At 61.4% G+C, this 12,853-nt stretch carries 14 protein-coding genes; 5 read left to right on the forward strand and 9 right to left on the reverse strand.

Annotation, left to right across the window (positions count from 1 at the left end):
- Positions 1-204: 204 nt before the first annotated feature.
- From ACQZ6J_RS33015 to ACQZ6J_RS33035, 5 genes are all read right to left on the reverse strand, one after another.
- Positions 205-966, reverse strand: a complete 762-nt coding sequence (locus ACQZ6J_RS33015; RefSeq protein ID WP_163993012.1) for an SDR family NAD(P)-dependent oxidoreductase — start codon at positions 964-966, stop codon at positions 205-207.
- Between the two features lie 13 nt (positions 967-979).
- On the reverse strand, positions 980-1,792 hold the full coding sequence (locus ACQZ6J_RS33020) for an ABC transporter permease (RefSeq protein ID WP_449087111.1): 813 nt from the start codon (positions 1,790-1,792) through the stop codon (positions 980-982).
- Positions 1,792-2,658: an ABC transporter permease gene (locus ACQZ6J_RS33025; RefSeq protein ID WP_163993016.1), complete on the reverse strand. Its 867-nt coding sequence runs from the start codon at positions 2,656-2,658 to the stop codon at positions 1,792-1,794. The genes ACQZ6J_RS33020 and ACQZ6J_RS33025 overlap by 1 nt, the downstream gene beginning before the upstream one ends.
- Before the next feature lie 84 nt (positions 2,659-2,742).
- Positions 2,743-3,906 carry a polyamine ABC transporter substrate-binding protein gene (locus ACQZ6J_RS33030; protein ID WP_163993018.1) on the reverse strand — a complete coding sequence of 388 codons (1,164 nt, stop codon included), beginning with the start codon at positions 3,904-3,906 and terminating at the stop codon, positions 2,743-2,745.
- A gap of 20 nt (positions 3,907-3,926) precedes the next feature.
- Positions 3,927-5,018: a polyamine ABC transporter ATP-binding protein gene (locus tag ACQZ6J_RS33035; RefSeq protein ID WP_163993019.1), complete on the reverse strand. Its 1,092-nt coding sequence runs from the start codon at positions 5,016-5,018 to the stop codon at positions 3,927-3,929.
- A 185-nt stretch (positions 5,019-5,203) separates the two neighbouring features.
- Between ACQZ6J_RS33035 and ACQZ6J_RS33040 the strand changes: the two genes are divergently transcribed.
- On the forward strand, positions 5,204-6,016 hold the full coding sequence (locus tag ACQZ6J_RS33040) for a LuxR C-terminal-related transcriptional regulator (protein ID WP_449087112.1): 813 nt from the start codon (positions 5,204-5,206) through the stop codon (positions 6,014-6,016).
- A gap of 12 nt (positions 6,017-6,028) precedes the next feature.
- On the opposite strand, the gene ACQZ6J_RS33045 is transcribed toward ACQZ6J_RS33040, so the two are convergent.
- Positions 6,029-6,313 (reverse strand): hypothetical protein, encoded by a 285-nt coding sequence (locus ACQZ6J_RS33045; RefSeq protein WP_449087113.1) that lies wholly within the window; start codon positions 6,311-6,313, stop codon positions 6,029-6,031.
- Positions 6,313-7,107, reverse strand: a complete 795-nt coding sequence (locus tag ACQZ6J_RS33050; protein ID WP_449087114.1) for a DUF899 domain-containing protein — start codon at positions 7,105-7,107, stop codon at positions 6,313-6,315. The genes ACQZ6J_RS33045 and ACQZ6J_RS33050 overlap by 1 nt, the downstream gene beginning before the upstream one ends.
- Positions 7,108-7,227: 120 nt before the next feature.
- On the opposite strand from ACQZ6J_RS33050, the gene ACQZ6J_RS33055 reads away from it, so the two are divergent.
- The 4 genes from ACQZ6J_RS33055 (at position 7,228) to ACQZ6J_RS33070 (ending at position 10,382) form a co-directional block, all read left to right on the forward strand.
- On the forward strand, positions 7,228-8,448 hold the full coding sequence (locus ACQZ6J_RS33055) for a helix-turn-helix domain-containing protein (protein ID WP_449087115.1): 1,221 nt from the start codon (positions 7,228-7,230) through the stop codon (positions 8,446-8,448).
- A 48-nt stretch (positions 8,449-8,496) separates the two neighbouring features.
- Positions 8,497-9,129, forward strand: a complete 633-nt coding sequence (locus tag ACQZ6J_RS33060; protein ID WP_449087116.1) for a Vgb family protein — start codon at positions 8,497-8,499, stop codon at positions 9,127-9,129.
- 154 nt (positions 9,130-9,283) lie between these two features.
- Positions 9,284-9,877, forward strand: coding sequence for a nucleotidyltransferase domain-containing protein (locus ACQZ6J_RS33065; RefSeq protein WP_449087117.1), 594 nt, complete (start codon positions 9,284-9,286; stop codon positions 9,875-9,877).
- A 223-nt stretch (positions 9,878-10,100) separates the two neighbouring features.
- Positions 10,101-10,382: a hypothetical protein gene (locus ACQZ6J_RS33070; protein ID WP_163993033.1), complete on the forward strand. Its 282-nt coding sequence runs from the start codon at positions 10,101-10,103 to the stop codon at positions 10,380-10,382.
- A gap of 73 nt (positions 10,383-10,455) precedes the next feature.
- Here the strand turns inward: ACQZ6J_RS33070 and ACQZ6J_RS33075 are convergent, their stop codons facing one another.
- Together ACQZ6J_RS33075 and nspC are read right to left on the reverse strand one after the other, a co-directional pair.
- A complete protein-coding gene (locus tag ACQZ6J_RS33075) occupies positions 10,456-11,694 on the reverse strand; it encodes a saccharopine dehydrogenase family protein (protein WP_449087118.1) in 1,239 nt (412 codons plus the stop codon).
- 36 nt (positions 11,695-11,730) lie between these two features.
- Positions 11,731-12,828: a carboxynorspermidine decarboxylase gene (nspC, locus tag ACQZ6J_RS33080; RefSeq protein WP_449087119.1), complete on the reverse strand. Its 1,098-nt coding sequence runs from the start codon at positions 12,826-12,828 to the stop codon at positions 11,731-11,733.
- Positions 12,829-12,853 lie beyond the last annotated feature (25 nt).

The following is a 12,853-nucleotide window of genomic DNA, read 5'->3' on the forward strand; positions in this document are numbered from 1 at the left end:
TCTGTCGCACGGCAAGGAGACGGCCGATCGCGAGCATCGCGAATTGCTGGCGATCTGCAAGACCGGCGATGTGGAACAGGCGGCCGCGTTCCTGACGGATCACATCATGCAGGCGTGCCGCTCGCTGCTGCACCATCTTCCCGCCAGGCGACGCTGACGGGAAGGGCGGGGCGGGGAGTATATAGCCTCCAGCCATGCCTGAGCCTAGACGACCGTTTCGCCACCATCGACGACAAGGATCTGTCCCGTCATGTAGGAGGAACGATCGGAAACGAGGAACAGGATCGGTTCTGCGATTTCCGAAACGTCGGCCCATCGTCCGAGCGGCACCTTATCGGCGATATAGCTTTCAATCGCGCTGCGTCCGCCCATCTGTGCGATGAACGGTGCATTGAACGGCGTGTCGACCCAGCCGGGGCAAAGCGCGTTGACGCGGATGCCGAAGCGCGCATAGTCGCCCGCCATCTGCTTGGTCATGGCGATGACAGCGTGCTTGGACGTTGTGTAGGCGATCATCTCGCGGTCGTAGAGTACGCCCGAAGAAGACGAGGTGTTGAGAATGACGCCCTTGCCCGCCTGTTTCATGATCGGCATCACGAGCCGCGAAGCCATGAAATGCGCGCGGACATTCAGGTTCCAGGATGTGTCGAAGCCCGCGACTGCGACGTCTTCCAGATTGCCTGCAACCTGCGAGCCCGCATGATTGTGCAGGATGTCGATCCGGCCATGACGCGCCGCAACCGCGGCTATTCCCGCTTCAAGCGCCAGATCATCCATGACGTCGACAACAAGGCTCTCGGCACTGTTGCCGGCCGCGGCAATCTGGCTCACGGTCTCCTCGGCATTTGCCAGGTCGATGTCGGCGACGACCACATGCGCGCCTTCACGCGCCATGATGAGCGCGCCGGCGCGGCCGATACCGGAGCCGGCTCCGGTGACGATTGCGACGCGATCCTTGAGTATCATGAAATTTCCCCGGTCAGTTTGTCGTTGTCTTTTCGCGCATCAGGAAGCGCGCGATGAAAATGAGGGCGAGCGAGGCAATCAGCACCATCGTCGCGATCGCATTGATTTCCGGCGTCACGCCGCGGCGGATGGAGGCGAAGACATAGATCGGCAGCGTCGTGTTCGAGCCGGCAACGAAGAAAGCGATGATGAAGTCGTCGAAGGAAAAGGTGAAGGCGAGCAGGAATCCAGCGAGGATCGACGGCATGATCTGTGGCAGGACGATCTGACGGAAGGTGGTCAGCGGCGTGGCATAGAGATCGCTGGAGGCCTCGACGATATCGCGCCCGAGGCTGGCAATGCGCGCCTTCACGATCATCGTCACCAGTGCCATGGTGAAAAGGCCGTGCGCCGCGATGATCGAGCCATAGCCGAGTGCGAATTTCGGCGGCTGGTCGCCCGGCCAGACGGCAGCGATCAGCGGATTGATGACGCCGAAGACCTCGACCAGCGCCACCAGCGTCGCAATGCCGATGACGACGCCAGGAACGACGATCGCCGCGGCAAAGAGCCCGTCGAAAACAGCGCGGGTGCGGGGACCGAGCCGTTCCAGGCCGATTGCCGCCATCGTTCCGAAGATCGCCGCCAGCGCCGCACTGGTAGACGCGATGATGAGGCTGTTCTGCAGCGCTTCCATCAGGAAGGTGTTTGACAGCGCGCGGCCGTACCATTGCGTCGAGAAGCCGGTAAACTCGCTCGCATTGCGGCCGGCATTGAAAGAGAACAGCACGACGAGCGCGATCGGCGTATAGAGGAACAGATAGACGAAGGTGACGAGCGCGCGCATCAGACGAGATCCACCTGGCGAGTGCCCGCAACGCGCCAGGCGATGCGCATGGCGACAAGCAATACGATGACGACAACGGCAACCAGGGTCACGGCGATTGCCGATCCGAACGGCCAGTTGCGCGACTGCAGGAAGAGATCGACAAGCGCGTTGCCGATGAAGAACACCTTGCCGCCGCCGAGCAGCTGCGGGATGAGATATTCGCCCAACAGCAGGATCGTCACCAGCGCCACGCCGGTCATCACACCCGGCAATGACAGCGGCAGCGTAATGCCGAAGAAGGTCGAGATGGGCTTGGCGCCGAGATCGGCGGATGCCTCGAGCAGCCGGCGGTCGAGCTTTTCGAGGCTGACATAGATCGGCATGATCATCAGCGGCAGATAGCCGTAGACGATGCCGAGCAGCACCGCGCCCGGCGTGTTGATGAGCCTGACGTTTTCGATGCCGAAGAATTCGAGGAGGTGCGGAATGCCGCGTGCGCCGAGCAGGTACATCCAGGCATAGGTTCGCACGAGGAGGCTGGTCCAGAAGGGAACGACGACAAGCGAAACGAGCAGCAGGCGACGTTGCGGACTTGCCTTGACGGCCAGATAATAGGCGACCGGATAGGCGACGAGCAGGCAGGCGGCCGCGCCGATCGGCGCGAGGATCAGCGTATTGACGAAGGCTGTCGCCCGTGCGCCGAGATTGGCGAATTGCTCAAAGGTGAACGCGGCCTGATAGCCGCCTTCCGGAGCACGCTCGCCAAAGGCGAAGACGATGATGGCGATGAAGGGGAGCACCAGGAAGACGAAAAGCCAGAGACTTGCCGGACCGACGAGGGCAGCGGTGACAAGGCGCCGTTTGGTGGCAGGGTTAAGGGGCATCGAGAGTTCTTTATCCGCCGATTCGGAAAGCAAGGCCGGTCCCGTGCTGCCAACGCAGCAGGGACCGGAGTTGGGTAGAGGCGATCAGGCCGATTTGAAGCGCGCCATCAGTTCGGCGCGGCTCGGATCGGTGAGCGTTACGGCGGCGCCGAATTCCAGCGGCGTCAGCGAGGCTTCATCCGGATAGACGATCTTGTTCGACGTAATCTCCTTCGGCAGCAGCGCGATGACGCGGCTGTCGGTGGTCGGCGCGCCGTTGGCGATGTGCTCCTTCACCGCATTCTTCGGGTCCATGAGATAGTTGAGCAGGGCATAACCGGCGGGCTTGTTCGGCGCATCCTTCGGGATCGCATAATAGTCGGTCCAGATCTCGCCGCCGTCCTTGCCGAGCACATAGGCAAGTTCGGGCATGTCGCGGTTGAGCTGTGCGCCGTCATTGGTCCAGCACATGGTCAGCCAGGCATCCGTCGAACGCATCGATGGCTGGTAGTCGGAATTGATGGCGAAGAGATGCGGCTTGACCTTGATCAGCAGTTCTTCGGCCTTGGCAAGCTCTTCCGGCTTGATCGAGTTGAAATCATAGCCGAGAGAAACGAGAGCGCTGCCGATGGTGGTCAGCTGATAGTCATGCACCATGGCGCGGCCATCGGCTTCCGTCTGGGCGATTTCGAAGAAGTCCTTCCAGCTTGAAAGCTTCGTCTTGATCTTCGAGGTGTTGACGGAAAAGCCCGTCGTGCCCCAATTCTTCGGCACGGCATACGTCTTTCCGTCGATCTGCCCTTCCTTGGTGAAACGCGGGCTTTCGGTTGCCTGGCTGAAGTTCGGGATCTTCGAAAGATCGAGCTCCTCGATCAGACCAAGCTTGTGATAGGTCGAAATCGTGTAGTTCGTCGGTACGTACAGAGACCAGCCGGACGCGCCTGCCTGCAGTTTCGCGAGCATTTCCTCGTTCGAACCGAAGACGTTGACCTCGACGGCGACGCCGGTCGCGGCCTTGAAGTTCTCGAAAGTTGCGGGATCGTGATAGTTCGGCCAGGTGGCGATCGACATCTGCGTGCCGAGTTCGCCCGCGGCATAAGCGGGGGTCGAAAGCGCGCCCGGGAAGCGCGACAGGACCGCCGTCGCAAGACCGAGGCCGGTTACGCCCAGGAAGTGACGACGGCTAACGGAGCCGCGCTTCAGGCGCATGAATTCATCCATGAAGCCTTCGGCGGAGATGGGGAGATTGTCCTTATAATCCTTGCTCATGATGCTGTTCCCTTTTTGGTTTATGCATTCGATGCTGGAAAGACATGTAAGGCTGTGGGGTCGAAACCGAGGAAAACCTGTTCGCCCGGCCCAACGAGATCGCTTTCGTTCATGCTGCGGCGATCCGAAGTGATGAGGAAATCGCCCAGTCCGGGGACGGTCACCGCATATTCCGCGGACGATCCCAGGAAGATGCGATGCGTGACCGTGCCTTTGAGAGACAAGCCCGAGGTCGCCATCTCGCGGCTCAGATGGATTGCCTCCGGCCGCAGCGCGGCAATCGCTGCCCCCGGCGCTAGGCGCTTGCCGGCCGAAATCGCCGAGCCGTCGGCAAGGCGAAGCGTTTCGCCGTCTGCCTCCATCGTCGCCTCTATGCGGTTCGTCTTGCCGACGAAATCGGCGACGAAGAGGTCGGCGGGGCGGTCGTAGACTTCCTGCGGCGTTCCGAGCTGGCGGATGCGGCCCGCGCTCATGACGCAGACGATATCGGCCATCGACAGCGCTTCCTCCTGGTCATGGGTGACGAGAACGAAGGTGATGCCAAGCTCGCGCTGCAGCGTTTGCAACTCGATCTGCATGGCCGAGCGCAGTTTCTTGTCGAGTGCGGCGAGCGGCTCATCGAGCAGGAGCACGGAGGGACGATTGACAATGGCACGCGCCAGCGCGACGCGCTGCTGCTGGCCGCCGGACATTTCGTGGATGCGGCGCTTGGCGAAACCACCGAGGCGAACCATATCGAGCGCTTCGGCGACCCGCCGGTCGATCTCGGAGGCTTTGACCCTGGGGCGCATCTGTTTCAGCCCGTAGGCGACATTCTGCTCGACGTTGAAATGTGGAAACAGCGCGTAGTGCTGGAACACCATGTTGACCGGACGCCGGTAGGCCGGGACACCGTTCATCTCGCGCCCATCGATCAGCACCGTGCCTTCGCTCGGCTGCTCGAAGCCGCCGATCATGCGCAGGCACGTCGTCTTCCCGCAGCCGGAAGGCCCGAGAAGCGCCAGGAATGCGCCCTTGGGCACATTGAGGTTGATGTCCGTTACGGCGGTCACGGCGCCATAGGCCTTCGTGACCGAACGGAATTCGATATCGTTCGTTGAAGCGGATGCCACGTCTGTTCCCTGCGGTTGGTCGGCAGTCTTTCCCTGCCTTATTGCCACCGTCGTTAAGGAAAGAGTAAGCCTGAGCTTCTTGCGAGGTATATACCCCGAAAGAGGTATTTTCGTGCAGAATGCTTCATGGAAGGTGTATATAGGGCTGCGCTTGTTGGCGCGGGGCGGCAGAGGGGATCCGTCATATGAGCACCGACCTTGAAGGGCTGTTTACCGCCCTCAACGCCACGATCGGCAAATCGGCGATGGCGGATGCCGAGTTCGGAGAGACCTTTCGCCAGATGATGGCGGCGCTGGTGCGGTTCGACTACGTGGTCGTCTTCGCCTATCGCGGCAAGGAGAGGCCGATCGACCTCTACAGTACCTTCGACCGCGACGAGCATATCGTCTTCGTCACGCTCTATCAGGCCGGTCCCTATCTGCTCGATCCCTTCTACCACACGGCGCGCGGCCGCCGCGAGGGCGTGCTCAGGATGCGGGAACTGGCGCCGGATCGGTTCTTCTCCAGCGAGTACTACCGGACTTATTACGTTCAGACGGGACTTGCCGAGGAAATCGGCTTCTTTGTCAATGCTGACGATGACATCACCATCGTCCTGTCGTTGATGCGGCGCGAGGAGACCGGTGTATTCCCGCCTGCGGAATTCATGACGCTGAAGAAGGTCGAGCCGCTCGTTGCAACCATGGTCAGGCACTATTGGTCCGGCCTTGCTTCGCGCTTCGATGCGCAATTGGCTGATGGCAGCAGGGCGAGGCGCAAGCCGGGTCAGAGCGAAACCGTCCCGCCAGCCGAAGCCGTCTGGCGGGATCTCAATCTGACGAGCCGGGAGACTTCCATCGTCGAGCTCGTCCTGCAGGGGCATTCGTCGGAATCGATCGGACTGAAGCTCAATATCTCTACGGGTACGGTGAAGGTCCATCGGCGCAACGTCTATCGCAAGCTCGGCATTTCCTCACAGACCCAGCTGCTTTCATTGTACCTCAAGAACCTCGTATAGTGTTGCCGGGATCTAGCCTTGGATGCCGGCACCGCGTCCTTCTCTCGAGAGAAGTCTAAGCCACGGTCCACAGTGAAAGAGGCTCATGAGCAGATACATCGGCACCATTCCGCCAAGCATCGAGCCGTCATGCGCCGAGCAGATCATGTCGCCGTCCGCGCCATAGGCCGACAGCGCCATCATGAGGGCGAAGCTCGGCGCGGCTGCCAGAGACAGCCAGCGGCCGGCAATGGCGGGCAGGGCAGGGACGGCGGAATGTCCGCCGTCCCTTTCCCCGATTTCAGATGAACGGGACATCAGTTTGCTCCATAGCGGTCATGGTGCCGCCACCACACGCCGGTCTCGTTGCGGCCGAGCGGCGCCCGGTCGAGCCACTGATACATGCCCCACAGACCGTCGAGCCCGCGGGCATAGGACGAATAGGTGTGATAGATGTCGCCATCCTCTATCGCGAAGGCGCTGACGCCGGGCCGGTCGCGCGTGTAGGTCGCAACGTCGGTGCCGGTCATCGATGCGATCTGCGCAACCGGGCCTTCGCTGCCGCGCAGCTCCCATTGCTGCACCGTCTTGCCTGCCAGTTCAGGCATCGGCGGCTCACGGCGGTAATTGTATTCGATGCCGCCATCGCGCTGCTCCTCCGGCGTGAACCAGACATTGAAGTCATGGTTGAAATCGCTGTTGGCCGAGGAGGCCCAGTCGAACGTCCAGCCCATGCGCTGCTTGAATTCCTTCAGTTTCATGAGGGGTGCCCGTGAGACTGCGGAGAAGGCGACATCGTGATTTTCAAGGTGGACCGCGACGCCGTTGAAGCCGTCGGCGATCGATGAGCAGGATGGGCAACCGGCGGTATAGTCCGGCCCGAACATGAAGTGATAGACGAGAAGCTGTGAGCGCCCCTTGAAGAGCGCCGAGAGCGGGACCATGCCCTTGTCCGTGTCCAGCCGATAGTCCTTCTCCACCTTCACCCAAGGCAGGTCCTGGCGCCGCGCGGCAATCTCGTCGCTGTGCCGCGTCAGTTCCTTTTCCTGCTCCAACAGGGAAAGCCGTGCCGAAAGCCATTCATTGCGTGTTCCTGTTCTATGCATCGTCATGGTTCATATCCTCTTAACCGTCAGGTCTGTTCTTGTCGGCGCTGCGTCTTGCCTGCCGATGTGCGATAACTTACGGCTGGAGGCCGCAGGGGTGGGAGTTACAAGTGTGACGGGATTTCGATGGACTCGCTGATCGTCGCGGCTGCGCAGGCGCTTGCCGCCGGCGATGCGTTGGGCGCGCTGAAGCGCGTGGCGCTGCGCGACGACGCGCCGGCGCTGGCGATCCGCGGCATCGCCATGGCGCAGCTCGGCGATCTCGTCCGCGCCAAGATGTTGTTGAAGAGTGCCGCGCGCGCCTTTGGTCCGCGCGAGGCTGTTGCCCGCGCCCGCTGCGTGGTGGCAGAGGCGGAAATCGCCCTTGTCTCGCGCGACCTCGGCTGGCCGGAAAAGGCGCTGGAGACGGCGCGCGTGGCCCTTGAAAGACATGGCGACCGCATCAATGCCGCTCACGCCCGCAATCTGCAGATACGCCGCCTGCTGCTCGTCGGCCATCTGGACGCGGCTGAACGGGTATTGGCGAAGCTCGATCCATCGCCACTGCCGCCGGCCGCAAGGGCAAGCCATGAACTGGCCATTGCCGGCATCGCCATCCGCCGCCTGCGCATCGAGCCGGCCCGCGCCGCCTTTAAGCGGGCAGCGGAAGCGGCCGGGAAGGCCGGGATTCCTGCACTTGCCATCGAGGTGCGCGATGCGGCGCGCGTTCTCGATGCGCCGGCCGCGCGGTTGCTGGCGCAGGGCAGCGAAAGGCTGCTGTCGCTCGACGAGGTCGAGGCGCTGCTGTCTTCCGGGGCATTGGTCGTCGATGCCTGTCGCAATGTCGTGCGTAGCGGCGGCGACGTCGTATCGCTTGCAAGTCGTCCGGTGCTTTTCGCCCTGGCGCGCGTACTGGCGGAGACGGCTCCCGCCGACGCACCGCGTGCGCTGCTGCTTTCCCGCGCGTTCCGGGCGCGCCACGCCGACGAATCCCATAGGGCGCGGCTCAGGGTCGAGGTTGGAAGACTTCGTGCGGCACTGGAACCGCTTGCCGGCATCAGCGCAACGGCGCGCGGTTTTGCGCTGATGCCGCACGGGAGCCGTGACGTCGTGGTGCTGGCGCCGCCTGTCGAGGTCGAGAATGCCTGGCTGCTCGCCCTGCTCGCGGATGGAGAGTCCTGGTCGAGTTCGGCATTGTCGATCGCGCTGTCGACAAGCCCGCGCACGGTACAGCGCGGGCTCGACGCGCTTGCTGCCGACGGGAGGGTGCAAAGTGTCGGCAATGGCCGGGCTCGACGCTGGATGATGCCGCCGGTCGTTGGCTTCCCGACAACATTGTTACTCCCCGGACCGCTGCCGAGCGACTAAGCTTTCACATCTTTGAAACTCAACCGATCCTGACCGGAGGATGGATGCATGAAAAAATCCCAAGCGGAAATCATTCGCGAATACGGCCCCTTCGAAAATGCGTCCCGCGTGAACGGCGTCACCTTCGACGGGCAGCACGTCTGGTTCGCCTCGGGCGAAAAGCTGCATGCCCTGAATCCGGAGAGCGGCGCGCAGGTGCGCACCATCGATGTCGCCTCCCATGCCGGCACGGCTTTCGACGGGCGCTATCTCTATCAGATCGCCGAGGACCGGATTCACAAGCTCGATCCCGAGACAGGCCAGATACTTGCAACCATTCCCGCGCCGGGAAACGGTGGGGATTCGGGCCTTGCCTGGAGTGACGGCAGCCTGTGGGTAGGGCAACATCGCGGCCGCAAGATCTACGAGATCGACCCTGAGACCGGCGCTATCCGGCGCGCCATCGAATCCAACCGCATCGTCACCGGCGTGACCTGGGTCGATGGCGAGTTGTGGCACGGCACCTGGGAAGGCGATGAAAGCGACGTCCGCCGCATCGACCCGGTGACGGGGGAGGTGCTGGAACGGCTGGAAATGCCGGAGGGCACCGGCGTCTCCGGCCTCGAATCCGACGGCAAGGACCGTTTCTACGCCGGTGGCGGCGGCAGCGGCAAATTGCGCGCCATCCGCCGGCCACGTTGACCGGTTGCGACGCGAAGTCTCGCGCCTGAGTCCGCTGAATTGGCTTCCGGCGCAGGCTGTCGGGAATTTGTCGCATGGACGGAAGGAATTCGTTTCATGGGACCGGCCGACAGTCTAAGGGGAAGAAACGTTACACCACTAGGCGACTGGCCAAATGAAACCTCTTCCTGATGAGGCCTGGAATGCGTGGCATCCGGCCGATCTGATGCAACGTCTCGGCGCGGACATTCACTGGTACGTCGTCGGTGGCTGGGCTCTGGACCTTTGGCATGGCAGGCAGACCCGGAATCACGAGGATCTTGAATTTGCCGTACTGCCTGAGGATGTCGACCGGGCCCGCGCGCTGCTAGGGGAACTGGCATTTTTCTCCGTCGTCGATGGTCATATCGAACATCTTCCATCATCGGTGCCGCCGCCTGCACACGTCACACAGCTTTGGGGCGCCGATCCGAAAGAGGGGTGTTGGCGCGTCGACATGATGCCGGAACGCGGCACCCCTGCGACCTGGGTGTACAAACGCGACCCGACGCTCAAGCTCCCTCGCAATGATATCATCCGCAAAACCGCCGAAGGTCTCCCCTATCTCGGGCCTGCTGCAGTGCTTCTTTTCAAGGCCAGGCACCGCCGGGAAAAGGACGATCAGGATTTCGATCTTGCCTTGCCCAGACTTTCGGCATCGGAAAGAGCTGACTTACGGAAGTGGCTCGAAAGGCTCCACCCGGATCATGACTGGATGGCACGGCTTTAGACGCTCCAAGTACAGGCGAAATTTCGTGGCAGCCGCCGTCGTCATATGATGCGGGGCGGTTCAGCCGCCCTGCCATGCATCTCCGGCATGGAAGCCATGCCTTGCCGCTCCGGCCATTGATAGCCATATCTGGCTTACCAACCGCATTTCAATCATTTCCGAATTTGCAAGCTGCGCCGATCCGACCGATGTCGTGAATATCCGTGCGCGCGAAGGAGAGGTCATGAGTGGCATTACCAAGAGTCTTGACGAGATGAACCGGCAGGAGCGCGCCGACCTTATGGCGGCGGTCGCGGATGTCCTGCAAGCCGCAGCCGAGGAGGCGGAGGAGGACGGGGATGCGCTCGCCGTCACGAACTCCCTGTTTCTGGCGTGCAACCTTCGCGGCTGTTCGTCCGATCTCGGCCCGAGCGATCTGAAAGCCGCCGAACTGCTGCTGGAGCAGGGCATCACGTTCATTCATCTGCTGAACGGGCGAAGGAAGAGCCGCGCCCTCGTCCACTAGCGGCTGCGACTCATCCAGGATTGGGCCCCAAACAAGGGGCCCAATCCTGTGCGCTTGACACAATCGGCCTGCGTCAGAAATGGAGCGGCCGTTCTCCCTGCTCGTCGCGGATATAGGTCGGCAGACCGATCCGGTTGAGAATGTTGAGGAAGGGCTTCGGCGGCAGTTCCTCGACATTGGCCATCTTCTTCACGTCCCACTCGCCGCTGGCTACAAGCATGGCGGCTGCAACAGGCGGCACGCCGGCGGTGTAGGAAATGCCCTGGCTGCCCACTTCGTCGTAGGCTTGCCTGTGGTCGGCGACGTTGTAGATGAAGACGGTGCGTTCCTTGCCGTCCTTCAGGCCTTTCACGAAATCGCCGATGCAGGTCTTGCCTTCATATTGCGGCGCAAGCGATGCCGGGTCCGGCAGGCACGCCTTGACCACCTTGAGCGGCACGACATCCAGACCTTCCGCGGTTCTGATCGGCTGTTCGGACAGAAGCCCGATGCCCTTCAGGACGGTGAAGACGTTGATGTAGTGATCGGAAAAGCCCATCCAGAAGCGCACGTCGGCGCCATCCATGTTCTTCGCCAGCGAGTGAACTTCGTCATGGCCGCAAAGATAGGCCTTGCGCTTGCCGACGACAGGCAGATCGTATTCCTGATCGATCTCGAACATCTTGTTCACCTGCCACTGCCTGTTCTGCCAGGAATAGACGACACCGGTGAATTCGCGGAAATTGATCTCCGGATCGAAGTTCGTGGCGAAATACTTGCCGTGGCTGCCGGCATTGATGTCGACGATGTCGACATCCGTCACCGTGTCGAGATAGTCGTCCTTGGCAAGCCGGGCATAGGCATTCACCACGCCCGGATCGAAGCCGGCGCCGAGAATGGCGGTGACGCCCTTGTCGGCGCATTCCGATGCCCGTTGCCATTCGTAGTTTCCATACCACGGCGGCGTCTCGCAGATCTTGCCGGGCTCTTCGTGGATGGCGGTATCGATATAGGCGACACCGGTGTCCATGCAGGCACGCAGCACGGACATGTTGAGGAAGGCGGTTCCGACATTGATGACGATTTCGGCGGCGGTCTTGCGGATCAGCTCCTTGGTTGCCTCGATGTCGAGCGCGTTCAGCGCGTGGGCTTCAAGGACGCCCGGCTGCTTCATCGCCTTTTTGTCACGAACGCTTTCGATGATCGCGTCACATTTTGCCTTGGTGCGCGAGGCGATGTGGATGTCTCCTAAGACATCGTTGTTCTGGGCGCACTTGTGCGCCACCACCTGGGCGACGCCTCCGCCGCCGATGATGAGGATATTCTTATTCATGATATCGGATATCTCCTTCTATCCCTTCGATAAGCCTCAGGAGAGGCTCTGCTCATAGTCCGCGTAGGTGAATTCGCGAACCGTTCGGATGGTGCCATCAAGCTCCTTGACGGCGATCGCCGGCATCTTCACGCCGTTGAACCAGTTCTTTTTGACCATGGTATAGCCCGCCGTATCCTGAAAGGAGATGCGGTCGCCGACTTTCAGCTCTTGCTGAAAATCGAACTCGCCGAAGATATCGCCGGCCAGGCACGATTTCCCGCAGACCATGTAGCGATGCGGTCCCGTATTCGGCCGGACCTTGGCGTTTTCGCGGTAGATCAGCAGGTCGAGCATGTGGGCCTCGATCGAGCTGTCGACGATGGCGAGATGCTTGCCGTTGTAGAGCGCGTCCAGCACCGTGGTCTCCAGCGTCGTCGATCTGGTGATCGAGGCCTCGCCGGGTTCCAGGTAGACCTGCACGCCATAGTGCTGCGAAAAGGCTTTCAGCCGCTCCGCAAAGGCAGCGACCGGATAATCCTCGCCGGTAAAATGGATGCCGCCGCCAAGGCTTACCCATTCGGCTTTTTCCAACAGTGCGCCGAACCTCTGCTCGATTTCGCCGAGCATGCGATCGAACAGGCCGAAATCCGAATTCTCGCAGTTATTATGGATCATGAAGCCGCTGATCTTGTCCATGATCCCTTCGACTTTGGCGACATCCCACTCGCCAAGCCGGGAAAAGGGGCGGGCCGGATCGGCGAGGTCGAAGCTCGATGAACTGATTTGCGGATTGAGGCGTAGGCCGCGGACAACTCCGGACGCCTTTTCAGCAAAACGTTCGAGCTGGCTGATGGAATTGAAGATGATCTTGTCGGCATGAGTGATCACCTCATCGATCTCGTAATCGGCGTAGGCGACCGAATAAGCATGGGTTTCCTTGCCGAAGCGCTGATGGCCGAGGCGAACCTCGTTGAGCGACGACGAGGTCGTGCCGTCCATATAATCGCGCATCAGGTCGAAAACGGCCCAGGTGGCGAAGCATTTCAACGCCAGCAGCGCCTTCGCACCCGACCGTTCCCGGACATAGGCAATCTTCTCCATATTCTGCAGGAGCTTTGCCTTGTCGATCAGGTAGTAGGGTGTCTGGAGCATTTCTGGCTATCTTCTCGTTGTTGCG

The organism is Rhizobium sp. A37_96 (assembly GCF_053521765.1).